Source organism: Pseudomonas sp. VS40, assembly GCF_018587885.1.
In the GTDB taxonomy this organism is placed as follows: Bacteria; Pseudomonadota; Gammaproteobacteria; order Pseudomonadales; family Pseudomonadaceae; genus Aquipseudomonas; species Aquipseudomonas pergaminensis.
Window position 1 is genome coordinate 749,510 of the sequence record NZ_JAGYWD010000001.1, and the last position, 22,339, is coordinate 771,848.

18 protein-coding genes are annotated in these 22,339 nt (G+C 59.8%); 11 read left to right on the plus strand and 7 right to left on the minus strand.

Annotated elements, in window-relative coordinates:
• Window positions 1-4 precede the first annotated feature (4 nt).
• A complete protein-coding gene (locus tag KHP07_RS03385; RefSeq protein WP_034102297.1) occupies window positions 5-1,186 on the minus strand; it encodes an amino acid ABC transporter permease in 1,182 nt (393 codons plus the stop codon).
• A 72-nt stretch (window positions 1,187-1,258) separates the two neighbouring features.
• Window positions 1,259-2,290: an amino acid ABC transporter substrate-binding protein gene (locus KHP07_RS03390; RefSeq protein ID WP_025855626.1), complete on the minus strand. Its 1,032-nt coding sequence runs from the start codon at window positions 2,288-2,290 to the stop codon at window positions 1,259-1,261.
• A 346-nt stretch (window positions 2,291-2,636) separates the two neighbouring features.
• On the opposite strand from KHP07_RS03390, the gene KHP07_RS03395 reads away from it, so the two are divergent.
• On the plus strand, window positions 2,637-3,293 hold the full coding sequence (locus KHP07_RS03395) for an alpha/beta hydrolase (protein WP_078046999.1): 657 nt from the start codon (window positions 2,637-2,639) through the stop codon (window positions 3,291-3,293).
• 96 nt (window positions 3,294-3,389) lie between these two features.
• The gene (gene rhlB / locus KHP07_RS03400) at window positions 3,390-4,877 is read left to right on the plus strand and encodes an ATP-dependent RNA helicase RhlB (protein ID WP_177409526.1); all 1,488 of its coding nucleotides are present in this window, start codon (window positions 3,390-3,392) and stop codon (window positions 4,875-4,877) included.
• 131 nt (window positions 4,878-5,008) lie between these two features.
• On the opposite strand, the gene moaE is transcribed toward rhlB, so the two are convergent.
• The 5 genes from moaE to KHP07_RS03425 form a co-directional block, all read right to left on the minus strand.
• Window positions 5,009-5,458: a molybdopterin synthase catalytic subunit MoaE gene (gene moaE / locus KHP07_RS03405; RefSeq protein ID WP_214496604.1), complete on the minus strand. Its 450-nt coding sequence runs from the start codon at window positions 5,456-5,458 to the stop codon at window positions 5,009-5,011.
• 2 nt (window positions 5,459-5,460) lie between these two features.
• On the minus strand, window positions 5,461-5,703 hold the full coding sequence (gene moaD / locus KHP07_RS03410) for a molybdopterin converting factor subunit 1 (RefSeq protein WP_016978209.1): 243 nt from the start codon (window positions 5,701-5,703) through the stop codon (window positions 5,461-5,463).
• Window positions 5,700-6,173 (minus strand): cyclic pyranopterin monophosphate synthase MoaC, encoded by a 474-nt coding sequence (moaC, locus tag KHP07_RS03415; protein WP_016978208.1) that lies wholly within the window; start codon window positions 6,171-6,173, stop codon window positions 5,700-5,702. Before moaC ends, moaD begins: the two co-directional genes overlap by 4 nt.
• Before the next feature lie 165 nt (window positions 6,174-6,338).
• Window positions 6,339-7,733 carry a PhoH family protein gene (locus tag KHP07_RS03420; protein WP_012722339.1) on the minus strand — a complete coding sequence of 465 codons (1,395 nt, stop codon included), beginning with the start codon at window positions 7,731-7,733 and terminating at the stop codon, window positions 6,339-6,341.
• A gap of 340 nt (window positions 7,734-8,073) precedes the next feature.
• Complete coding sequence (locus KHP07_RS03425; RefSeq protein WP_099494089.1) at window positions 8,074-9,198, minus strand: polysaccharide deacetylase family protein; 1,125 nt, start codon at window positions 9,196-9,198, stop codon at window positions 8,074-8,076.
• 119 nt (window positions 9,199-9,317) lie between these two features.
• Here KHP07_RS03425 and yaaA point away from each other — a divergent pair, with 119 nt between their 5' ends.
• From yaaA to KHP07_RS03470, 9 genes are all read left to right on the plus strand, one after another.
• The gene (yaaA, locus tag KHP07_RS03430) at window positions 9,318-10,097 is read left to right on the plus strand and encodes a peroxide stress protein YaaA (protein WP_099494088.1); all 780 of its coding nucleotides are present in this window, start codon (window positions 9,318-9,320) and stop codon (window positions 10,095-10,097) included.
• A gap of 898 nt (window positions 10,098-10,995) precedes the next feature.
• Complete coding sequence (locus KHP07_RS03435; RefSeq protein ID WP_078046994.1) at window positions 10,996-12,312, plus strand: nucleotide sugar dehydrogenase; 1,317 nt, start codon at window positions 10,996-10,998, stop codon at window positions 12,310-12,312.
• A 106-nt stretch (window positions 12,313-12,418) separates the two neighbouring features.
• Complete coding sequence (alg8, locus tag KHP07_RS03440; RefSeq protein ID WP_502937525.1) at window positions 12,419-13,900, plus strand: mannuronan synthase; 1,482 nt, start codon at window positions 12,419-12,421, stop codon at window positions 13,898-13,900.
• A 38-nt stretch (window positions 13,901-13,938) separates the two neighbouring features.
• The gene (locus KHP07_RS03445) at window positions 13,939-15,105 is read left to right on the plus strand and encodes an alginate biosynthesis protein Alg44 (protein ID WP_078046993.1); all 1,167 of its coding nucleotides are present in this window, start codon (window positions 13,939-13,941) and stop codon (window positions 15,103-15,105) included.
• Window positions 15,106-15,194: 89 nt separating this feature from the next.
• Complete coding sequence (gene algK / locus KHP07_RS03450) at window positions 15,195-16,619, plus strand: alginate biosynthesis TPR repeat lipoprotein AlgK (RefSeq protein WP_371857037.1); 1,425 nt, start codon at window positions 15,195-15,197, stop codon at window positions 16,617-16,619.
• On the plus strand, window positions 16,616-18,103 hold the full coding sequence (locus KHP07_RS03455; RefSeq protein ID WP_214496606.1) for an alginate export family protein: 1,488 nt from the start codon (window positions 16,616-16,618) through the stop codon (window positions 18,101-18,103). Before algK ends, KHP07_RS03455 begins: the two co-directional genes overlap by 4 nt.
• Entirely contained in the window at window positions 18,103-19,692 is a 1,590-nt protein-coding gene (gene algG / locus KHP07_RS03460) for a mannuronan 5-epimerase AlgG (protein WP_078046990.1), read from the plus strand. The genes KHP07_RS03455 and algG overlap by 1 nt, the downstream gene beginning before the upstream one ends.
• An 11-nt stretch (window positions 19,693-19,703) precedes the next feature.
• A complete protein-coding gene (locus tag KHP07_RS03465) occupies window positions 19,704-21,149 on the plus strand; it encodes an alginate O-acetyltransferase (protein WP_078050870.1) in 1,446 nt (481 codons plus the stop codon).
• Between the two features lie 24 nt (window positions 21,150-21,173).
• Entirely contained in the window at window positions 21,174-22,283 is a 1,110-nt protein-coding gene (locus KHP07_RS03470) for a mannuronate-specific alginate lyase (protein WP_099494086.1), read from the plus strand.
• Window positions 22,284-22,339 lie beyond the last annotated feature (56 nt).

Sequence of the window (22,339 nt, forward strand, 5' to 3'; positions counted from 1 at the left end):
TTCCTCACCGCTCGATCAGCGCAATGCGCTTGTTGTACCAGTTCATCAGCAAGGAAATGCTGATGCTGATCGCCAGGTACACGCTCATGGTGATGGCAATGACTTCGATGGCCTGGCCGGTCTGGTTGAGCACCGTGCCGGCAAACAGCGAAACCATTTCCGGGTAACCGATACCGGCAGCCAGCGACGAGTTTTTCGCCAGGTTCAGGTATTGGCTGGTCAGCGGCGGGATGATCACTCGCAGTGCCTGCGGAATGATGACCTTGCGCAGCGTCGGCCCAGGGCGCAGGCCCAGGGAGCGCGCGGCTTCGGTTTGGCCATGGCTGACGGACTTGATGCCCGAACGCACGATCTCGGCAATAAACGCTGCCGTGTAGACGGTAAGCGCCAGGGTCAGTGCCAGCAGTTCAGGGATGAGTACCCAGCCGCCGACAAAGTTGAAGCCCTGCAGCTTGGGCATTTCCCAGTGCAGCGGTGCACCGAAGATCAAGGCGCACAACGCCGGGATCACGATGAACAGCGCCAGGCCCGCCCAGAACTTATGGAAGGGGACGCCGGTGGCTTCAAAGCGCTTGTTGGCCCAGCGCGCCATCAGAACGATTGCCACGATGGCCACGACGATGCTGACCACGAACGGCCAGAAACCGTCAGCGGCAATCGCTGCCGGCATGTTCAGGCCACGGCTGCTGACAAAGAAGGTATCGCCGAAGTTATGGCTGTTGCGCGGCCCCGGCATGGTCAGGAACACCGCGAAGTACCAGAACAGGATTTGCAGCAGTGGCGGAATGTTGCGGAACACCTCCACATACACGGTCGCCAGCTTGTTAATCATCCAGTTCGGCGACAGCCGCGCCACGCCGATGACGAACCCGAGCAGCGTCGCCAGGATCACGCCGATAAACGTCACCAGCAAGGTGTTGAGCAAACCGATCACAAACACCCGGGCATAACTGTCCGATTCGGTGTAATCGATCAAATGCTGCGCGATGCCGAAGCCGGCACTGCGCTCAAGAAAGTCGAAACCCGAGGTAATGCCTCGGTGCTGAAGGTTGGTCTGGGTATTGTTGAAGAGGTACCAGCCCAGCGAGACCACCGCCACAATCGTGATGATCTGGAAGAGCCACGCACGCACTTTGGGATCGCTGAAGCTGAGCTTCTGCTTGGGTGCGCCGATTTGATTTTGCATGAAGTGCCCCGGAAAGAATGGAACAGAACATCACCCGGCGGTTGGCCCACCGGGTGACAGAACCATCAGCGATCAGCGCACAGGTGGTGCGTATTGAATGCCGCCAGCGTTCCACAGCGCGTTCAGGCCACGGTCGATTTCCAGCGGGGTGCTCTTGCCCAGGTTGCGCTCGAACACTTCACCGTAGTTACCGACTTGCTTGACGATCTGTACGACCCAGTCTTTCTTCACTTTCAAGTCTTTGCCGTATTCGCCGTCAGCACCGAGCAGACGGGCAACGTCCGGGTTCTTGGTGGACTTGGCTTCAGCTTCAACGTTTTTGGAGGTGATACCGGCTTCTTCAGCGTTGAGCATGGCGTAGCCCACCCAGCGCACGATGGCCAGCCACTCGTCGTCGCCGTTACGCACGACTGGGCCCAACGGTTCTTTGGAAATGGTTTCCGGCAGAACGACGTAGTCCTTCGGTGCGGCCAGCTTGCTGCGCTGTGCGAACAGTTGGGACTTGTCGGAGGTCAGCACGTCGCAACGACCGGATTCCAGCGACTTGGCGCTTTCGTCGGAGGTGTCGAAGGTGATCGGGGTGTATTTGAGGCCGTTGCCACGGAAGTAGTCGGAAACGTTCAGCTCAGTGGTGGTACCGGCCTGGATGCAGATGGTTGCACCGTCCAGTTCCTTGGCACTTTTCACGCCCAGCTTGTTGTTTACCAGGAAGCCGATGCCGTCGTAGTAAGTGATGAAGCCCGGGAATTTCAGGCCCATGCCGGCGTCGCGGGAGCTGGTCATGGTGGTGTTACGGGACAGAATGTCGACTTCGCCGGATTGAAGCGCGGTGAAACGCTCCTTGGCATTCAACTGGCTGAATTTGACCTTGGTAGCGTCGCCGAAAACGGCAGCGGCCACAGCGCGGCACACGTCAGCGTCGATCCCCAGGATCTTGCCGCTGGCATCCGGCACCGAGAAACCCGGCAGGCCGTCACTCACGCCACATTGCACAAAGCCTTTCTTCTGCACGGCGTCCAGGGTGGCGCCCGCTTGGGCGAAACCACTGACACCCAGTACAGCCGCCGCGGAAACGATGGCCAGGGTGGATTTCAATACCTTCATTCAAACCTCCAGTTTGCTCTTGTTGTGTCGGAGCTCGAACCTCAGCGCACCCTTATGAGGCGATATCGACCCGTGTTGGCTTTTTTTAGGGTCAAGCGGCATGAAGTTGTCGCAGTAATTCCAGTTGCTATCCCACAAGCGGCAGTCACTGATAGTGTTACCGTCCCAGGAAAGTTCTGACATCGACCTACACATAGCAAGGCGCGTACCAGAGTGCCGGCTGAGCCGTTTCAGCCCATGATCAAGTGCAAAAGATTCAACCTTGCGACATTCTCTTAACAGATCAACCAGCGGCGCACCGTTCCGTCGCACTTAATCGGAGCGCACGCACATTAATGGAGCAGACATGACCGAACCCTTGATTCTTCAGCCCGCCAAGCCCGCAGACGCCTGCGTAATCTGGTTGCATGGCCTGGGTGCCGATCGCTACGACTTCCTGCCGGTGGCCGAAGCGTTGCAGGAAACTTTGCTGACCACCCGCTTCGTTTTGCCCCAAGCGCCCACCCGCCCGGTGACGATCAACGGTGGCTACGAGATGCCCAGTTGGTACGACATCAAGGCCATGAGCCCTGCCCGCTCCATCAGCCTGGAGGAGCTGGAAGTCTCGGCCAGCATGGTCGCGGATTTGATCGAAGCGCAGAAGAGAACCGGAATAGACGCTTCGCGGATTTTCCTCGCGGGTTTTTCCCAGGGCGGCGCCGTGGTTTTCCACACCGCGTTTATGAATTGGGAAGGACCGTTGGGTGGCGTGATCGCCCTTTCCACGTATGCACCGACCTTCGATAACGCGCTGGAATTGTCTGCCAGCCAGCAGCGCATTCCCACCCTGTGCCTGCACGGCCAGTACGATGACGTAGTGCAGAACGCCATGGGCCGCAGCGCCTACGAGCATTTGAAGAGCCGTGGTGTCACCGTGACATGGCAGGAATACCCAATGGGCCACGAAGTGTTACCTGAAGAGATCCGTGATATCGGTGCCTGGTTGACCGCTCGCCTGGGTTGAACACTGCCGTTTATGTAGCCGTATGACAGACGCACTACGCCGCGCCCGATTCTTGCATTACACTGGCCGGCGTACATTCCTTAACCAATTAATGAGATCACCGTGCTCAAAGCACTTAAGAAGATGTTCGGCAAAAGCGAGGCTGAGCCGCTCGCGCCAGTTCCCAGTGCTCCTGTCCCGACACCCGGCAGCCGCAACGACGGTCAACAGCCCGGCCGGACCGCACCTGCCGCCCAGCCGAAGAAGCCGACCGTGACGCCGCCTGAACCGGCGCAACCGGTTGAAGCCGCTCCCGTGCCAGTCGCAGCCGCCGCGCCCGTCGCCCCCAAGCCGCGTCGCGAACGTGCGCCAAAACCGCCCGTGACCCCATGGAAGCTCGAAGATTTCGTCGTCGAGCCCCAGGAAGGCAAGACTCGCTTCCACGATTTCAAACTGGCCCCGGAACTGATGCACGCCATCCAGGACCTGGGCTTCCCGTACTGCACGCCGATCCAGGCGCAGGTGCTGGGCTTTACCCTGGCGGGCAAAGACGCCATTGGCCGCGCCCAGACCGGTACCGGCAAGACCGCCGCGTTCCTGATCTCGATCATCACCCAGTTGCTGCAGACGCCGCCGCCGAAAGAGCGCTACATGGGTGAACCGCGCGCACTGATCATCGCCCCGACCCGGGAGCTGGTGGTACAGATCGCCAAGGACGCCGCCGACCTGACCAAGTACACAGGCCTCAACGTGATGACGTTCGTCGGTGGCATGGACTTCGACAAGCAGCTCAAGCACCTCGAAGCTCGTCACTGCGACATCCTGGTGGCGACACCGGGCCGCCTGCTGGACTTCAACCAGCGCGGCGACGTGCACCTGGACATGGTCGAAGTGATGGTACTGGACGAAGCCGACCGCATGCTCGACATGGGCTTTATCCCACAAGTGCGTCAGATCATTCGCCAGACCCCGCCGAAAAGCGAACGCCAAACCCTGCTGTTCTCCGCGACCTTCACCGAAGACGTGATGAACCTCGCCAAGCAATGGACCACCGACCCGTCCATCGTCGAGATCGAGGCGCTTAACGTTGCCAGCGAAAACGTCGAGCAACACATCTACGCCGTGGCCGGTGCCGACAAATACAAACTGCTCTACAACCTGGTCAACGACAATGGCTGGGAGCGGGTGATGGTGTTCGCCAACCGCAAGGACGAAGTTCGCCGCATCGAAGAACGCCTGGTACGCGATGGTGTGAACGCTGCGCAACTGTCGGGCGATGTGCCGCAACACAAGCGCATCAAGACCCTGGAAGGTTTCCGCGAAGGCAAAATTCGCGTGCTGGTGGCCACTGACGTGGCAGGTCGCGGGATTCACATCGACGGCATCAGCCATGTGATCAACTTCACCCTGCCGGAAGTGCCGGACGACTACGTGCACCGCATTGGCCGCACCGGCCGTGCCGGGGCTGCGGGGGTGTCGATCAGCTTTGCTGGGGAAGATGACTCGTATCAGCTGCCGTCGATCGAGGCGCTGTTGGGGCGCAAGATCAGCTGCGAGACGCCGCCGACGCATCTGTTGCGCCCGGTAGAACGCAAACGCCCCTAAAGCTGGAATGCAGTAAAAAAATGTGGGAGCGGGCTTGCTCGCGAATGCGGTGTATCAGTACCAGATTCATTGACTGACACTGCGCATTCGCGAGCAAGCCCGCTCCCACATTGGGTTTTGTGTTTAGCCAGCTACTTCCAGCGGTCTGCAGCGGCGTGGTCGCTACTGCGCCCTTCCACCCAACGCGGCCCCTCACTGGTATTTTCCTTCTTCCAAAACGGCGCCCGCGTCTTCAAGTAATCCATCACAAACGCACAGGCATCAAATGCAGCCTGGCGATGGGCGCTGCCTGCCGCGACGAACACAATCGGCTCACCCGGTTCCAGCGCGCCCACACGGTGCAGCACCTCCAGCTTGAGCAACGGCCAGCGTTGTTCGGCTTCCACGACGATCTTGGCCAGGGCTTTCTCGGTCATGCCGGGGTAGTGCTCAAGGAACATTCCCGACACGTCGCGGCCATCGTTAAAGTCGCGCACATAGCCGACAAAACTCACTACCGCGCCCACGCCGACATTGGCCGCATGCATCGCGTTGACCTCGGCGCCGGGATCGAACGGCTCAGCCTGTACACGAATGGCCATGTTCAGCCTCCGGTCACGGGCGGGAAAAAGGCCACTTCATCACCGGCTTGCACCGGCTCATCGAGACCACACAATTCCTCGTTGCGCGCGCACATGAGGCTGCTCTCGTTGAGCACAGCGAACTCCGGATCACTGGCAAGGGCCAGGCGCACAGCCTCGACAGTGGCGAAATCGCCTTCCATCTCCAGCGAGTCAAAGCCCACCGCTTCGGCGTAACGCGCAAAAAACAATACGTTGATACTCATGCCTGGTCCGCCTTGAAGTGCCCGCTTTTACCGCCGAGCTTTTCCAGCAGGCGAATGCTTTCGATGGTCATACCGCGATCCACGGCCTTGCACATGTCGTAGATTGTCAATGCCGCGACGCTGGCGGCGGTGAGGGCTTCCATCTCCACGCCGGTCTGGCCGGAGAGTTTGCAGCGCGCCAGGATATGCACAGCGTCCACGCCATCGGCACTCAGCTCGACCTTGACGCCCGTGAGCATCAGCGGGTGGCACAGGGGGATCAGGTCGCTGGTTTTTTTCGCCGCCTGGATTCCGGCAATACGGGCCACGGCAAACACATCGCCCTTGGGGTGGGCGCCATCGACAATCATTTTCAGGGTCTCGGGTAGCATGCGCACACGCGCTTCAGCCACCGCCTCACGGAAGGTCACGGACTTGTCGGTGACGTCGACCATATGAGCGCGGCCTTGGGAATCGAGATGAGTCAGCACAGGGATACTCCTGATCAGGAGCATCGATTGTAAACCCAACGCATAACAAATGTGGGAGCTGGCTTGCCTGCGATGCAGGCACCTCGGTGTGTCAGTCACATCGCGGTGATGCTATCGCAGGCAAGCCAGCTCCCACAAAAGCCAGCTCCTGCACTGGCTGTGTTTTTACAGGTGAGATTCGGCGTATTCAGCCAGAATCGAACGTGGAACCCCTTGCAGCGCAATGTGCACGCCGTTCGGGAAGTCTTTGAAGCGTTCCGTCAGGTACGTCAGCCCGGAGCTGGTCGCGGACAGGTAAGGGGTGTCGATCTGTGCCAGGTTGCCCAGGCACACCACTTTGGAACCGGCGCCGGCACGGGTGATGATGGTTTTCATCTGGTGCGGGGTAAGGTTCTGGCATTCATCGATCAAAATCAGGCTCTGCTGGAAGCTGCGACCTCGGATGTAGTTGAGGGATTTGAACTGCAACGGCACTTTGCTGAGGATGTAGTCGACGCTGCCATGGGTGTTTTCGTCATCCATGTGCAAGGCTTCGAGGTTGTCGGTGATCGCCCCCAGCCACGGCTCCATTTTTTCCGCTTCGGTGCCGGGCAGGAAACCGATTTCCTGGTCCAGGCCCTGCACGCTGCGGGTGGCGATGATGCGGCGATAGCGCTTGGTCACCATGGTCTGCTCGATGGCGGCGGCCAGGGCGAGGATGGTTTTCCCCGAGCCTGCGGCGCCGGTCAGGTTGACCAGGTGAATGTCCGGGTCGAGCAGCGCGTACAGCGCCAGGCTCTGGTAGATATCACGCGGTTTCAGGCCCCAGGCTTCCTGGTGCAACAGGGGTTCCTGATGCAGGTCGAGGATCAGCAACTTGTCGACCTGGATCTCTTTGATCCAGCCCACGAAGCCCTGCTCGTCGATGATGAACTCGTTGATGTGCACGGCCGGCAGGTTGTCGATCAACTGCACCTGGTGCCAGGTGCGGCCATGGTCCTGACGGGTTTCGACTTTGCTGACCAGGTCCCAGAAGGAGCCCGTCACCGTGTGATACCCACGGGAGAGCATCGACACGTCGTCGACCAGTTGGTCGGTACTGTAGTCCTCGGCAGCGATCCCACACGCTCGTGCCTTGAGGCGCATATTGATGTCTTTGGTCACCAGCACCAGGCGCAGGTCCTTGTCGCGTGCGTGCAGGTCGATCAATTGGTTGATGATTTTGTTGTCGTTCAGATTTTCCGGCAGCAGGCTGTTGGGCTCGCTGCGCTTGCTCATCAGAATCGACAGCAACCCCTTGGGTCCGCTTTTGCCGCGCTGGATCGGTACGCCGACTTCGACGTCCTCCGGCGACGCTTCGCCCAATGTCTTGTCGATCAGGCGGATAGCCTGGCGGCATTCGGCGGCAACGCTGTGGTGCCCGCTTTTGAGTTTGTCGAGCTCCTCAAGCACGATCATCGGGATGGCGACGTGGTGTTCTTCGAAGTTGAGCAGTGCGTTTGGATCGTGAATCAGTACGTTGGTATCAAGCACATAAAGGATTGGCTGGTCGGAAGAAGGGTTACGTCCATGATCATCCATACTCGGTCACCTTTGTGGGAGCCAGTCGACGCAATACCTGGGCGGTGCTGCGCCTCGATTCGACCACCGACTGCACCTGAGTGACGTCAAGCGCAGTGCCCACATGAGGAGTCTTGGAAGACGCCACCTGTGCTGCAGGTTTCGGCGATCTGACTTCGTAATACCGCAAAACCCATGACAGGAAAAAGCACTTTGACGCTTTTTTGAAGTTTATTTTTCAGGATGACGAATAGCACTAGTCGAGTGCCACGTACCCCGCTAAAGTCGGAAGTCCGCCTGCATCGAAATATCGCAAAAAATCACCCCAAAAAGGCCTCATCCCCAACAGGGCCGGGCATTTTCAGCGAAACGCCTCTCGGCAGTCCTGCCAACCCAGACCACTCTGCGCCGTCGCTTGCAACAAGATCGGCAACGCCACCCGTGCCTTGTCCTGGGTGTCATGAAAAACAATCACACCCTTGCGCCACAGCAGCATCAACGTCAGCACCCGTTGCGCCGATTCTTCGGCCTTGAGCTTGCCCGGTTCGTCCTGGGAATCAATGTCCCACAACGCCACTTGCAGACCCTGTGCCTGGAAAAAGCCCTGGCTGTCCGCACGGCGTTGGCCATAGGGCGGACGGAACAGCGGCACGTAGTTTTCCGGCATCAGGTTTTGCGCCAGCGAGGCGCTGCGGGTAATCGAACCCTGCCAATCCACCCAATGGCTGTGGGAGCGATACTGCCAGCCCTGGGTGCCGACGCACTGGCCTTGGTACAACGCCTGCACATCGGCGACCGAACTGCGCTCCACACGGGTTTGCAGGCTGCTGCCGAGGGCAAAGAACGTCGCGTTCATCTTCTGCTTGCGCAGGTAGTCAGTGAGCCAATCGGTGTTGCCGCTGACCGGCGCCGGGCCGCCGTCGAACGTGAGCAGGAACAAGCGATCGTTGAATTCGTCGCCATTACGTTCATGGTCGCCGAAACGCGCGATTTCGCTGCTGATCTGCGGGAACAGCGCGGCCTTGCGCAGCAACTCGTCCAGATAACGTTCGTGGAAGACATGGCTGGGGCCGGCCCAGCCTATATAGAAGGAGTTTTCGCTGACCTCGAACTTGCCGGCCTGCTCGCGCAGGTCGTCCATGCTCTCTACCAGGTAGCAAAATGAGGCGTCCTCCTCGCAGCTTTGCTGGGCGAAGGTGTAGTTCTCCAACAGACGCTGCCAGAGCTGGCGGCGCAGGTCATCGATGGCGGCCAGGTTGATGATCTTCAGGCCCAGGCGCTGCTTGAGCGCGGCCTCGTCCTGGTTCTCGCTGGCCAGCAGGCTGTGGGCGAACATGAGGATTTCCGCGCGCGAGGCCACATCGAACAGCGCCGGGCTGCCGAGTTTTTCCGGCCAGGTGCTACGGTCCAGGCTGGCCACATCCACGGGCGCCGCGTGGGCATTGAGGCACAACAAGCAAGCCGACAACAAAAGCGCTATTCGCACACGGGGTCTCCCTCTCCAGAGTCACCGGCCATCATAGCGGATCGCGCCTATCGCCATCATAGGTGGAGTCAAACCGCCCAACCCCCTAGAATCCCCCCACGTTTACAGGAGACGACTTCATGCTGATGGTGATTTCCCCCGCCAAGACCCTCGATTTCGAGACCGCGCCAGCGACGCAGCGCTTTACCCTGCCGCAGTACCTGGACCACTCCCAGGAGCTGATCGAGCAACTGCGCACCTTCAGCCCGGCGCAAATCAGCGAACTGATGCACGTATCCGACAAAATCGGCGGCCTCAACGCCGCCCGCTTCGGCAGTTGGACCCCTGCCTTCACCCCCGCCAACGCCAAGCAGGCGTTGCTGGCGTTCAAAGGCGATGTGTACACCGGCTTGAATGCCGAAACCTTCAGCGATGCCGACTTCTCCTACGCCCAGGATCACTTGCGCATGCTCTCGGGCCTATACGGTCTGCTGCGGCCCTTGGACCTGATGATGCCGTACCGCCTGGAGATGGGCACCAAGCTGCCTAACGCCCGTGGCAAGGACCTGTACGCCTTCTGGGGCACGCGCATCAGCGAATGGCTTAACGAAGCACTGGCCGAACAAGGCGACGACGTGTTGCTCAACCTGGCCTCCAACGAGTACTTTTCGGCGGTCAAGCGCACTGCGTTGAATGCGCGAATCATCAATACCGAGTTCAAGGACCTGAAGAACGGCCAGTACAAGATCATCAGTTTCTACGCCAAGAAGGCGCGGGGCATGATGAGCCGCTTTGTGATCGAAGAGCGCATCAACGACCCGGCAAAGCTCAAGCAGTTTGACGTGCAGGGCTATCGCTTCAACGCCGAGCAGTCGAAGCCGGACAATTTGGTGTTCTTGCGCGATCACGCACCGGAATAAAGCGGCCGCTCCTTTCGCCGCACTGAATCTCAACTGTGGGAGCTGGCTTGCCTGCGATGGCGGTGCATCAGTCGATTCATTTCTGACTGATACACCGGCATCGCAGGCAAGCCAGCTCCCACATTTTTTTGCGCATTTCAATCAGGGAATCGTCATTATTTTGGCGTCAAAAAATATCCTGACGCATCTCTAACAATTCTTTCACTCGACATTCGTCGATTTTTTTCGTAGTGGCACCACTTTTTTAAAACACTAGTGGCACAAAACTATCCCAGCGTGCCAACTCCCTATAACTACTGGCCCAAATAGCAAGTGCTATCAATATAGTAGCAGTGCCATCTTTGCCAATATTTCAAGAAATTTCAGGAAACAGGATGAGTGGGCTGGAACTTCGTCCTAAAGCACCGCTCATACCACCGGTAACGAAATTCTCTGTTTCTGTAGGAGATGACTTACACGGCAGACCAACGGAAGTAGCGAAGTTGTCACATTAACTTTGACTCAGTGGTCACATTACCAACCGATTAGTTGAGAGCGGCGATAAGGATCAATTGCCACGAACTATAAGGCCAAGGCTGTGCTTACCCTAATGGGTCAGTGATACAACCCAAGGCATTGATATTTAAGGCTTAAAGCCCCCTATCAAAGCCATGCGGCACTGGCGCCGAGCCCTTCTCCCAGGAAGGCTGGCTGCATTTCAGGGCAAGCCCCAATAACAAGGCCAAGTTGCGCACAACTTGAGTGCAATAGTTAGTCACTCACTATTTAACATGCCTGTACGCGGTAAGTCGGCGTCTATTCGCTCAACTTCCGTGGCATCAGTGACGCTTGCAAACATGAACTCCGGCCATTAATTGGCATGATTAACACAGTCTTGAATGACAAAGAGGTAAATGCGATGCGCATCAGCATATTTGGTCTCGGTTACGTTGGCGCAGTATGTGCCGGTTGCCTGTCTGCCCGCGGCCACGAAGTGGTTGGCGTAGACATCTCCAAGGACAAGATTGACCTGATCAATGCGGGCAAATCGCCAATCGTTGAACCAGGTCTGGGCGAGCTGTTGAGCCAGGGTATCGAAACTGGCCGACTGCGTGGCACCACCAACTTCGCCGAAGCCATCCGCGATACCGACCTGTCGATGATTTGCGTCGGTACGCCAAGCAAGAAAAACGGCGATCTGGAGCTGGACTACATCGAAGCGGTATGCCGCGAAATCGGTCTGGTCCTGCGTGACAAAGCCACCCGCCACACCGTGGTTGTGCGCAGCACCGTACTGCCGGGCACTGTGGCCAACGTGGTCATCCCGATCCTCGAAGACTGCTCCGGCAAAAAAGCCGGCGTCGACTTCGGCGTTGCAGTCAACCCGGAATTCCTGCGTGAATCCACCGCCATCGCCGACTACGACCTGCCACCGATGACCGTCATCGGCGAGTTCGACAAAGCCTCCGGCGATGTCCTGCAGTCGCTGTACGAAGAACTCGACGCACCGATCATCCGCAAGGACATCGCCGTTGCCGAGATGATCAAATACACCTGCAACGTGTGGCACGCCACCAAAGTGACCTTCGCCAACGAGATCGGCAACATTGCCAAGGCCGTCGGCGTCGACGGTCGCGAAGTGATGGAAGTGGTCTGCCAAGACAAGACCCTCAACCTGTCCCAGTACTACATGCGCCCAGGCTTCGCCTTCGGTGGTTCGTGCCTGCCTAAAGACGTGCGCGCCCTCACCTACCGCGCCAGCTCCCTGGACGTGGAAGCGCCGCTGCTCAACTCGCTGATGCGCAGCAACGAGTCCCAGGTACAGAACGCCTTCGACATCGTCTCCAGCCACGACAAACGCAAAGTCGCACTGCTGGGCCTGAGCTTCAAGGCCGGCACCGATGACCTGCGCGAAAGCCCGCTGGTCGAGCTGGCCGAAATGCTGATCGGCAAGGGCTACGACCTGAGCATCTACGACAGCAACGTCGAGTACGCCCGTGTCCACGGCGCGAACAAAGACTACATCGAAGGCAAGATCCCGCACGTGTCGTCCCTGCTCAACTCGGACTTCGACGACGTGATCAACAACTCCGACGTGATCATCCTGGGCAACCGCGATGAGAAGTTCCGTGCCCTGGCGCAGAACGCACCACACGGCAAGCAAGTGATCGACCTGGTGGGCTTCATGTCCAAGGCCACCAGCACGAGCGGTCGTACCGAAGGCATTTGCTGGTAACAGAAGAGCAGCGGCAAGTTTCGAGCCGCAAGCTGCAAGTAAAAGCACTTCCACTTGCAGCTTGCGGCTTGCAATTTGCCGCTTTCATCACCTTCGGATGACGCTTATGTCCAAGTTAAAACAAGTACTGCTCCAATCCGCCGGCTGGCTGTTCTTTCTGAGCCTGCTGATGGGACTCGCCCTGCTTTTGCCGGCGAGTACGTTCGACTCCGAGTCGAAGAATTTTATTTTCCTGATTGGCGCCGTCGGTATCTGGCGCTACTCGATGGGTGCTACGCATTTCTTTCGCGGCATGCTGTTCCTGTACGTGGTCTACCCGCACCTGCGCCGTAAAGTGCGCAAGCTGGGCAAGGCCGCCGACCCGTCCCATGTGTTCCTGATGGTCACCAGCTTCCGTATCGACGCGCTGACCACTGCGCAGGTGTACAGCTCGGTGATCCGTGAAGCCATCGAATGCGGCTTCCCCACCACCGTGGTCTGCTCGCTGGTGGAAATGTCCGATGAGCTGCTGGTGAAAAGCCTGTGGGAACGCATGAATCCGCCGGAGCATGTGAAGCTCGATTTCGTGCGTATCGCCGGTACCGGCAAGCGCGACGGCCTGGCCTTCGGTTTCCGCGCCATCTCCCGCCACCTGCCGGATGAACGCGCGGTGGTTGCGGTGATCGATGGCGACACCGTGCTCGCCGAAGGCGTGGTACGCAAGACCGTGCCGTGGTTCCAGCTGTTCGGCAATGTCGGCGGCCTGACCACCAACGAGTTCTGCGAAGTGCGCGGCGGCTACATCATGAGCGAGTGGCACAAGCTGCGCTTCGCCCAGCGCCACATCAACATGTGCTCCATGGCCCTGTCCAAGCGCGTACTGACCATGACCGGTCGCATGTCGGTGTTCCGCGCCAACGTGGTGACCGACCCGGGCTTTATCGCCGACGTGGAAAGCGACTCGCTGCAACACTGGCGCCTGGGCCGCTTCAAGTTTCTCACCGGTGACGACAAGTCCAGTTGGTTCAGCCTGATGCGCCTGGGCTACGACACATTCTACGTGCCGGACGCGGCGATCCACACCGTGGAACACCCGCCGGAAAAGAGCTTCATCAAGGCCAGCCGCAAGCTGATGTTCCGCTGGTACGGCAACAACCTGCGCCAGAACTCCCGTGCCCTGGGCCTGGGTATGCGTCGGTTGGGCCTGTTCACCAGCATCGTGTTGTTCGACCAGCGCGTATCGATGTGGACCTCCCTGCTCGGCCTGACCGTGGCAATCATCGCCACCTTCAAGTACGGCGGCGCGTTCATCCTCGCGTACCTGCTGTGGATCGGCATCACCCGCCTGATTCTGACCCTGCTGCTGTCGTGCTCCGGTCACAAGATCGGCCCGGCGTACCCGGTGATTCTCTATTACAACCAGATCATGGGCGCACTGGTGAAGATCTACGTGTTCTTCCGCCTTGATCAACAGTCCTGGACCCGCCAGGACACCAAACTGACCCGCGATTTGGCCAGCTTTCAACGTTGGTTCAACACCTGGTCGTCTCGGACCATGACCTTCTCCGCCGGCAGCATCTTCGTTGCCGTGTTGCTGATGATGGTCTGACCCTGCCAAGCCTGAATTAACTCTAGGAAATTGCCCTGATGAACAGCCAAGTAAATGCCAATGTTGTCCACGAATCCGAAGCCCAGCGCCAACATGCCCGCGTAAAAATCCCGGCCAAGCTGCGCTTCTTCAACACCGACCGCACCCAGACCGAAGCACGGGTGATCGACCTGTCCGCCGGCGGCCTGGCGTTCACCGCCACCCAGCCATTGACCGTGGGTGAAGTGCACAAGGGTCGCCTGCAGTTCGTCATCGACAACCTCGGCCTGGCCATGGACGTGGAACTGCAGATCCGCTCCTACGACCGCCAGACAGGTCGCACCGGTTGCCAGTTCCAGAACCTGGAACAGCAGGATATTTCCACCCTGCGCCACCTGATCACCTCGCACCTGTCCGGTGACATCGTGACCATGGGCGACGTGCTGGCGACCCTGCAACGCGACAACTTCACCAAGGCACGCAAGGTCAAGGACGGCGGCAGCAACATGAGCGCCTTCGGCCGCCTGCGCGCCGTGACGTTCAGCCTGGCAATCTTCCTGGTCGGCCTCGCGGCGTTCGGTTTTGTCTTCAAGTCGGTGTACGGCATGTACTTCGTCAGCCACGCCCAGGCAGGCCTGGTCAGCGTTCCGGGCATGAACGTGACCATGCCGCGCGACGGCACTGTGCAAAGCCTGCTCAAGGGTGACGGGATCGCTGCCAAAGGCGCGCCACTGGCGACCTTCAGCACCAGCATGCTCGATGTGCTCAAGGGCCACCTGGACGAAGACCAACTGCAACCGGCCAAGGTTGAAGAGCTGTTCGGCAAGCAAATGACCGGCACCCTGACGTCGCCCTGCGATTGCGTGGTGGCCCAGCAAATGGTCGCCGACGGTCAGTACGCCAACAAAGGCGACGTGATCTTCCAACTGGTACCACGCGGCAGCCTGGCCAATGTTGAAGCACGCTTTACCTACCGCCAGTTCGCCGACGTTCGCCCAGGTACACCGGTGACCTTCCAGGTGGCCGACGAAGAACAGATCCGCACCGGCACCATCGTTAGCAGCACCAGCCTGAACAGCGCCGACCTGTCCTCCGATATCCGCGTGCAGATCAAGCCTGACGCACCGCTGGACAGCACCTACGCCGGTCGTCCGGTGGAAGTGACCAGCGACCGTGGCCCGTCCCTGAACTGGCTGATCGATAAAGCCATGGCTCACGGTCTGTAAGCGAGGAGATGCCTGTGATGACTCTCTCAAAAACACCACAATCCCTGTGGGAGCGGGCTTGCTCGCGAAAGCAGTGTGTCAGCCAACACATGCATCAACTGACAGGGCCCCTTCGCGAGCAAGCCCGCTCCCACATGGGAACTGTAGCGTTGCTAGCTGTTGCGGTCAGCCTGGCCGGTTGCGCCGGCCTGCCCGACCAACGCCTGGCTAACGAAGCTTTGAAACGTGGCGACACCGTCACCGCGCAGCAGAATTACCAGCAGCTGGCAGACCTGGGTTACAGCGAGGCCCAGGTGGGCCTGGCCGACATCCAGGTAGGCACCCGCGATCCGGCGCAAATCAAACAGGCTGAAGCCACCTACCGTGCGGCGGCGGACACCTCGCCACGCGCCCAGGCCCGTCTTGGTCGCCTGCTGGTGGCCAAGCCTGGCAGCACCGAAGCCGAACACCATGAAGCCGAAGGCTTGCTGAAAAAAGCCTTTGCCAATGGCGAAGGCAACACCCTGATCCCGCTGGCGATGCTGTACCTGCAATACCCGCACAGCTTCCCGAACGTGAATGCCCAGCAGCAGATCAGCAAGTGGCAGGCCGCCGGTTATCCGGAAGCCGGCCTGGCCCAAGTGCTGCTGTATCGCACCCAGGACACATACGACCAGCACCTGGATGACGTGGAGCGCATCTGTAAAGCCGCGCTGAACACCACCGATATCTGCTACGTCGAGTTGGCCACGGTCTACCAGAAAAAAGCCGAGCCAGAGAAACAGGCCGAGCTGCTCAAGCAGATGGAAGCCGGCTACAGCCGTGGCACCGTTACCGCACAACGTGTTGATAGCGTGGCACGCGTGCTGGGCGACGCTTCGCTGGGCAAGACGGATGAAAAAACCGCCCAGGCCCTGCTGGAAAAAATCGCACCTGGCTACCCGGCATCGTGGGTCAGCCTGGCGCAACTGCTCTACGACTTCCCCGAACTGGGCGACGTCGACCAGATGATGAAGTACCTGGACAACGGCCGCGCCGCCGACCAACCGCGCGCCGAGCTGTTGCTGGGCAAGCTCTACTACGAAGGCAAATGGGTGCCGGCCGACGCCAAGGCAGCTGAAGCCCACTTCGAAAAAGCCGTGGGCAAGGAAGTGGCCGCCGATTACTACCTCGGCCAGATCTATCGCCGTGGCTACCTGGGCAAGGTCTACCCGCAAAAAGCCCTGGACCACTTGCTGACCGCTGCACGCAACGGCCAGAACAGCGCCGACTTCGCCATCGCCCAGTTGTTTTCCCAAGGCAAGGGCACCAAGCCCGACCCGTTGAATGCCTATGTCTTCAGCCAATTGGCTAAAGCCCAGGACACGCCAGAGGCCAATGACTTGGCCACGCAGCTCGAAACCCCGCTCACTCCGGAGCAACGCGCCCAAGGCCAACGCCTGGTGCAACAGGAACTGGCCGCCCGCGGCACCCTGGCCCAGAGCACGCTGCAACTGCACGCCCTGGAAGAAGAAGACGGCGAGGAATCCCTATGAAGCTCAACCCATTCGTCAAGGCCGGTATCGGCCTGACCTTCGCCCTGCTGTGGTCGTGCCCGACCCTGGCCGCGCTGACCGAAGCCAAGAACTTCGGCCTGGAAGTCAAAGCCACCGCGCAGTCCGAAGATGACCGCGACCTCGGCACGCAGAAAGGCGGCGACGTCAACGGTATCGGCCTCGACCTGCGCCCGTGGATCTACGGTGAAAGCGGCAACTGGAGCGCCTACGCCATGGGCCAGGCGGTGGTATCGAGCGACATCATCGAGACCGACACCCTGCAACAGTCGGCCGACGACGAAAACCAGCAGACCACCAACAACGACCGCAAGGCCAAGAAAAACTACTTGGCCATGCGCGAGTTCTGGGTCGGCTACAGCGGCTTCACGCCCTACCCTGGCGAGATCCTCAAGCTGGGCCGCCAGCGCCTGCGCAATGACGACGGCCAATGGCGCGACACCAACATCGAAGCGCTGAACTGGACCTTCGACACCACCCTGCTCAAGGCCAATGTCGGCGTCGCCGAACGTTTCAGCGAGTACCGCACCGACCTCAAGGAGCTGTCGCCCAAGGACAAGGACCGCCAGCACCTCTACGCCGACGCCGCCTACCAGTGGACGCCAGGCCAGTGGATCGGCCTGCGCGGTCACCACACCCATGACAACGGCAAGCTCGACTACCCGGAACCCGGCGTACCGACCGACTCGTTGGACAAGCGCGAAAACGGCGACCTGAGCTGGCTCGGTATCGAAGCCAACAGCGACGCCTACAACTGGCGCAACACCAACACCGTCAACTACTGGGCCAGCGTCACCGGCATGCGCGGCGACCGTGATTCGGTCAATGCCCTGAACGCCGACGGCACTCGCCCGACCAACGCCAAGCACAGCGACGATGTCAGTGGCTGGGCCACCGACCTCGGCGTGCGCCTGCGCCTTGACCCGCAGTGGCAAGTGGGCGCGGCCTACTCACGCGCCAGTGCCGAGTACGAGCAGAACGGCCTGCAAAGCAACCGTTCGAACTGGACCGGCACCCAGTCCCGCGTGCATCGCTTCGGCGAAGCTTTCCGTGGCGAGATGAACAACATGCAGTCCATGAGCCTGTTCGGTTCCTGGCAGCTGCGCGAGGACTACGACGCCAGCCTGGTGTACCACAAGTTCTGGCGTGTCGACGGCAACAAGCCGGTGGGCAGCAACGGTATCGATGCCGTGCAGAACAACACCGACGACGTGACCGGCGCGATCCTGTCCAGCACTTCCCTGCCGCTTGAAGACGGCAAGAAGGACCTGGGCCAGGAGATGGACCTGGTGGTCACCAAGTACTTCAAGACCGGCCTGTTGCCGGCTGCGCTCAGCCAATCGATCGACGAGCCGTCGGCCCTGGTGCGTTTCCGTGCAGGCGTGTTCAAGCCGGGCGATGCCTATGGCTCCCAGGTTGACTCGTACATGCATCGCGCGTTTGTCGACGTGATTTGGAAGTTCTGATGGGAGCCTGCGCAATGAACCCTCAAGCCCTCAAAGGCTCGGCCCTGCTGGCGGCAGCGATGCTGCTGGCAAGCGGCGCTGCCCTGGCCGATGTCGCGCCGCAGGCTAAAGCGCCGACCATCGCCAAAGAGCTGCAACAGGCCAAGACCTACACCATCTCCAGCCCGCCGACCGCGCCGCTGGAAATGGCCAAGCCGGCCCTGCCGGACCTGTCGGGCTACACCGACGCGGCGATGGAAAAGAAGATCGTGCGCGCCAAGCCGGGCAAGATCAGCATCCGCCGCATGATGCAGGAAGACGCCCTCAAGGACTTCATCGGCGGTGACAACAAGATGGCCGAATGGGTGGTGCGCCAGCACGGTATTCCCCAGGCGATCTTTGTCGACGACGGCTACATGAACCTCAAAGACCTGCTGGGCAAGGTGCCCAAGCAGTACCTGAGCGAGACCTCGCCGGGCGTGTTCCTCGCCAAGCTGCCGATCGTGGTCGGGCGCAAGGGCATCCTGGAAATCGACAAAAAGACCCAGGAGCTGCGTCTGTCCCAGGAAGCCGGTTCGTTCCTGATCAACGACGGCCAGTTGTTCGTGCGTGACACCAAAGTCACCGGCTGGAGCGAAAAGGCCAACGGCCCGGCGCTGTTCAAGTCGCCCAAGGAGTTTCGCCCGTTCCTGCTGGCCTGGGGCGGCACCGAGACGTACATCTCCAAGACCAAGATGGCCAGCTTCGGCTACGCCAACAGTAAGTCGTACGGGGTGAGTATTTCCCAGTACACGCCGAACATGGCCAAGGTGCTCAAGCGTCCCGAGCCGACCGGTTGGATCATCGACTCCGAGTTCTCGGACATGTGGTACGGCTTCTACTGCTACGAGACCACGAACTTCGTGATCAAGGGCAATACCTACAAGGACAACATCGTCTACGGCATTGACCCCCACGACCGTTCCCACGGCCTGATCATCGCGGACAACACCGTCTACGGCACCAAGAAGAAGCACGGCATCATCATTTCCCGTGAAGTGAACGACAGCTTCATCTTCAACAACCGCAGCTACGACAACAAGCTCTCGGGCCTGGTGCTCGACCGTAACAGCGTCAACAACATCGTGGCTGACAACGAGTTCTACCGTAACCACACCGACGGCATCACGCTCTATGAGAGCGGTGACAACCTGCTGTGGGGCAACAAGGTGATTGCCAACCGTCGCCACGGTATCCGCGTGCGTAACAGCGTGAACATCAAGTTGTACGAGAACACCTCGATGGCCAACGGCCTGACGGGTCTGTACGGCCACATCAAGGACCTGACCGACACCGACCGTGACATCGCCCTCGACCCGTTCGACGCCAAGGTCTCGCTGATCGTGGTCGGCGGTGAACTGGCGGGTAACGGCAGTGGCCCGCTATCCATCGACTCGCCATTGAGCGTTGAGCTGTACCGCGTGTCGATGCTGGCGCCGACCAAGTCCAGCGGCATCAGCTTCAACGGCGTGCTGGGCGATCGCCAGGAAGAGATTCTCGACCTGCTGGTACGCCAGCAGAAAGCCGTGCTGATCGACCCTGTCGAACGCCAGACCGAATTGCAGGACTGAGGATGACCCTTATGCACCCACACATGATCAAACTGCTGAGCCTCTCGGGTCTGACCCTCGGCCTGCTCGCGGCCAGCCAAGGCGTACGCGCCGACGAAGTCAAGGCACCGACCTTCACCGCCGAGCCGTGCTGCAGCCTGTGCCCGGCCGCCCACGATGCAAAGAACTACACCACACGCTACCAGCAGAACTTCACCACCCTGGTGCAAGCCCAGGGCGACTGGCTGTTCCGTACCCAGGAAGACCTGCGTACCGAGTTCGACACCACCCCGTCCGGCTACAAACGCATGCAGCAGTTGCACGATGCGTTCAAGGCCAAGGGTGTGGAACTGGTGGTGGTCTACCAGCCGACCCGTGGCCTGGTGAATCGCAACAAGCTCAACCCGGAAGAGAAGGCCAAGTTCGACTTTGACAAGGCGCTGGGTAACTACAAAACCATGCTCGGGCGTTTCGCCAAGATGGGTTACGTCGTGCCGGACCTGTCGCCGCTGACCAACGAACAGCTTCCGGATGAACTGCCGGCCCACGATTTCTACTTCCGTGGCGACCAACACTGGACGCCGTACGGCGCCCAGCGCACCGCAAAAATCGTCGGTGCCAAAGTGCGTGCCATGCCTGAGTTCGCCGATATTCCCAAGCGCGAATTCGAAACCAAGCGCTCCGGGCGCATGGGTAAGACTGGCACCCTGCACAACATGGCCGGCCAGCTGTGCGGCACCAGCTACGCGATCCAGTACATGGACCAGTTCACCACCGAGCCCAAGGGCGAAGCGGGCGACGGCGACCTGTTCGGCGATTCGGGCAACCCGCAGATCACCCTGGTGGGTACCAGCCACAGCGGCAAGAACTACAACTTCGCCGGCTTCCTGGAACAGGAAATCGGTGCTGACATCCTTAACGTCGCCTTCCCCGGCGGTGGCCTCGAAGGCTCGATGATCCAGTACCTGGGCAGCGATGAATTCCAGAAGACCCCGCCAAAGATCCTGATCTGGGAGTTCTCGCCGCTGTACCGCCTCGACCAGGAGACCATCTATCGCCAGATGATGTCGCTGCTCGACAACGGCTGCGAAGGCAAGACCGCGCAGATGACAGCCAGCACCACCTTGAAACCCGGCAAGAACGAATTGCTGGTTAACAGTTCGAACAAAGACCTGCGTAACGCCAATCACCAGGTTGATATCCGCTTCGCCGACCCGTCGGTGAAAACCCTGCAAGCCACCCTCTGGTACATGAACGGGCGCCACGAGGACATCAAGATCGAGAAACCCGAAACATCCGATACAGACGGGCGTTTCGCCTTTGAACTGCGCACCGATGAAGACTGGGCCTCGCAGAACTTGCTGGCCGTGGAAGTGCAGGGTCCGGAAGCGGGCGCTGCCGCGCAGAAAGTCGAAGCGAAAATTTGCACACGCAACGTATTCCCTAGCGGCGGTCAGAAGACTGCTTCGCTGCCGTGAAGTAAGTGCGCAATGAGGTTACCTATGCAGAACATATTGATTCCAACGCTGCTGGGCCTGGCGATGTTCGCCGGCTCAGTCAACGCCGCCGCGCCACTGCGTCCACCCCAGGGCTACTTCGCCCCGGTGGAAGCGTTCAAGACCGGCGACTTCAAGAATGACTGCGACGCCATGCCGGCGCCGTACACCGGCTCGCTGCAATTTCGCAGCAAGTACGAAGGTTCGGACAAGGCCCGTTCCACGCTGAATGTGCAATCCGAAAAAGCCTTTCGCGACAGCACCGCCGACATCACCAAGCTGGAAAAAGACACCAGCAAGCGTGTGATGCAGTTCATGCGCGACGGTCGTCCGGAGCAACTGGAATGCACGCTCAACTGGCTGACCAGCTGGGCCAAGGCGGATGCGTTGATGTCCAAGGACTTCAACCACACCGGCAAGTCCATGCGCAAATGGGCGCTGGGCAGCATGGCGTCGGCCTATGTGCGCCTGAAGTTCTCCGAGTCGCACCCGCTGGCCAACCACCAGCAGGAAGCGCAACTGATCGAAGCCTGGTTCAACAAACTGGCCGATCAGGTGGTGAGCGACTGGGACAACCTGCCGCTGGAAAAAACCAACAACCACTCCTACTGGGCCGCCTGGTCGGTGATGGCAACGTCCGTCGCCACCAACCGTCGCGACCTGTTTGATTGGGCCGTGAAGGAATACAAGGTCGGCGCCAACCAGGTCGATGACCAGGGCTTCCTGCCGAACGAACTGAAGCGTCAGCAACGCGCCTTGTCGTACCACAACTACGCGCTGCCGCCGCTGTCGATGATCGCCAGTTTTGCCTTGGTCAACGGTGTGGACCTGCGCCAGGAAAACAACGGCGCACTCAAACGCTTGGGCGACAAAGTGCTCGCCGGGGTGAAAGACCCGGAGATCTTCGAGCAGAAGAACGGCAAAGAGCAGGACATGAAAGACCTGAAGGAAGACATGAAGTTTGCCTGGCTCGAACCGTTCTGCACCCTCTACACCTGCGCCCCGGATGTGATCGAGCGCAAGCACGGGATGCAACCGTTCAAGACTTTCCGCCTCGGGGGCGACCTGACCAAGGTCTACGACCCGACGCATGAAAAGGGCAATAAAGGTTCCTGAACCTGTGGGAGCGGGCTTGCCCGCGATAGCTATCTGACATCCTACATGGATGTCGA

What these genes read in the sequence shown, in the direction of transcription:
- KHP07_RS03385 (WP_034102297.1), bottom strand. Translation starts at nt 1,186, where the DNA reads ATGCAAAATCAAATCGGCGCACCCAAGCAGAAGCTCAGCTTCAGCGAT.
- KHP07_RS03390 (WP_025855626.1), bottom strand. Translation starts at nt 2,290, where the DNA reads ATGAAGGTATTGAAATCCACCCTGGCCATCGTTTCCGCGGCGGCTGTA.
- KHP07_RS03395 (WP_078046999.1), top strand. Translation starts at nt 2,637, where the DNA reads ATGACCGAACCCTTGATTCTTCAGCCCGCCAAGCCCGCAGACGCCTGC.
- moaE (WP_214496604.1), bottom strand. Translation starts at nt 5,458, where the DNA reads ATGGCCATTCGTGTACAGGCTGAGCCGTTCGATCCCGGCGCCGAGGTC.
- moaD (WP_016978209.1), bottom strand. Translation starts at nt 5,703, where the DNA reads ATGAGTATCAACGTATTGTTTTTTGCGCGTTACGCCGAAGCGGTGGGC.
- KHP07_RS03420 (WP_012722339.1), bottom strand. Translation starts at nt 7,733, where the DNA reads ATGGATGATCATGGACGTAACCCTTCTTCCGACCAGCCAATCCTTTAT.
- yaaA (WP_099494088.1), top strand. Translation starts at nt 9,318, where the DNA reads ATGCTGATGGTGATTTCCCCCGCCAAGACCCTCGATTTCGAGACCGCG.
- KHP07_RS03435 (WP_078046994.1), top strand. Translation starts at nt 10,996, where the DNA reads ATGCGCATCAGCATATTTGGTCTCGGTTACGTTGGCGCAGTATGTGCC.
- alg8 (WP_502937525.1), top strand. Translation starts at nt 12,419, where the DNA reads ATGTCCAAGTTAAAACAAGTACTGCTCCAATCCGCCGGCTGGCTGTTC.
- KHP07_RS03445 (WP_078046993.1), top strand. Translation starts at nt 13,939, where the DNA reads ATGAACAGCCAAGTAAATGCCAATGTTGTCCACGAATCCGAAGCCCAG.
- algK (WP_371857037.1), top strand. Translation starts at nt 15,195, where the DNA reads ATGCATCAACTGACAGGGCCCCTTCGCGAGCAAGCCCGCTCCCACATG.
- KHP07_RS03455 (WP_214496606.1), top strand. Translation starts at nt 16,616, where the DNA reads ATGAAGCTCAACCCATTCGTCAAGGCCGGTATCGGCCTGACCTTCGCC.
- algG (WP_078046990.1), top strand. Translation starts at nt 18,103, where the DNA reads ATGGGAGCCTGCGCAATGAACCCTCAAGCCCTCAAAGGCTCGGCCCTG.
- KHP07_RS03465 (WP_078050870.1), top strand. Translation starts at nt 19,704, where the DNA reads ATGCACCCACACATGATCAAACTGCTGAGCCTCTCGGGTCTGACCCTC.
- KHP07_RS03470 (WP_099494086.1), top strand. Translation starts at nt 21,174, where the DNA reads ATGCAGAACATATTGATTCCAACGCTGCTGGGCCTGGCGATGTTCGCC.